This window comes from Bradyrhizobium genomosp. I (2014), assembly GCF_000261685.1.
In the GTDB taxonomy this organism is placed as follows: Bacteria; Pseudomonadota; Alphaproteobacteria; order Rhizobiales; family Xanthobacteraceae; genus Bradyrhizobium.
In genome coordinates this window covers 1-1,010 of the sequence record NZ_AJQE01000492.1, presented here as the reverse complement: position 1 = coordinate 1,010, position 1,010 = coordinate 1, and the positions used below count along the sequence as shown (strand labels likewise).

The following is a 1,010-nucleotide window of genomic DNA, read 5'->3' as shown; positions in this document are numbered from 1 at the left end:
TGCGGCCGGCATCCGAAACCCTTCACACAAGCGGAAGTGCTGGCTCTGCGTCGCTACTGACCTAGTTTACTTTCTCCTCGGACCTAAAAGGTCCCCAAGCATATGCCTCTTCGGGGCTGCTAAACGCTCGTATGATCGGTTCGGAGAAACCAAGCACTTCGTAGCAGTAGTCGCTTCCGACAAAGGAGAAGTGCCGCGGCTTCCGACCGACCGGATCGGTCGCAGCGTAGGCTTTCAGCAATGCCGAGTTCTCAGCTTCTTTAATGTAGACTCCGCCGTCGTAGCGGCCAGTTGTTTTGTCCCCGTGATCGGCGATCGAATAGATCATTTCGTCGATTCCCGAATAGATCTCGCAGGACATTTCGATGCCGTAAGCGCGAAGGCCGGGGTTCGGTGCCACCACGATGAGATAGAGAACGCGACGCCAAAGGCCTTGATCGAAAACAAAAGGTGGGCGTTCGATGCCATCGATTATCGAAGGGTAGGGCCGCCATTTGATAGTGGGATCAGGAAACAACTGGAGTCCTTTTCGGTTTGAAAGTTGGGTCATGGCCGACAACAAGGCGCTGGGTCGAGATTGTCGTAATGGGCCAATCGGCGGACGTGAACCACCCTATCGAATGATGTTGGCTTCTCCGATAACGCCGGTCTCCCAAAGATAAAACTTGTCGTTCGCCGTGAGTGCCGAAGTGGCTTCCGCGCCTGATAGAAAGACGAAGCCAAGCGTTCGCCGTTCGCCCGGCATCATTTCGCTTTTGAGCAGCAGATAGCCGTCCCAACCGTCGACTGGAGCTTTGTTCGTGCTGCTGCAGGGACACCCCCACCCCAGCCCGACAGGCGACTTTCTCCCTCCTGCATCAGTTGGATAGAGGTAGACCTCTGCTGTGAAGTCAGGAAGACCAAGGGCAAGGCGTCGTCGCAGGGTGGCTTCTCGGGTCATGGATTTTTCATAGCACCACTGTGTTGCGAAGTCCGCTTTGGGTCCAGTGGACTAAACCGCTCGCGCGGTA

2 protein-coding genes are annotated in these 1,010 nt (G+C 55.7%); both read right to left on the bottom strand.

Features of this window, described 5'->3' with window-relative positions:
* Positions 1 to 61: 61 nt before the first annotated feature.
* Entirely contained in the window at positions 62 to 550 is a 489-nt protein-coding gene (locus IC50_RS38205) for a hypothetical protein (protein ID WP_157461217.1), read from the bottom strand.
* Positions 551 to 613: 63 nt separating this feature from the next.
* The gene (locus IC50_RS41895) at positions 614 to 940 is read right to left on the bottom strand and encodes a hypothetical protein (protein ID WP_157461215.1); all 327 of its coding nucleotides are present in this window, start codon (positions 938 to 940) and stop codon (positions 614 to 616) included.
* Positions 941 to 1,010: the final 70 nt, after the last annotated feature.

What these genes read in the sequence shown, in the direction of transcription:
- IC50_RS38205 (WP_157461217.1), bottom strand. Translation starts at nt 550, where the DNA reads ATGACCCAACTTTCAAACCGAAAAGGACTCCAGTTGTTTCCTGATCCC.
- IC50_RS41895 (WP_157461215.1), bottom strand. Translation starts at nt 940, where the DNA reads ATGACCCGAGAAGCCACCCTGCGACGACGCCTTGCCCTTGGTCTTCCT.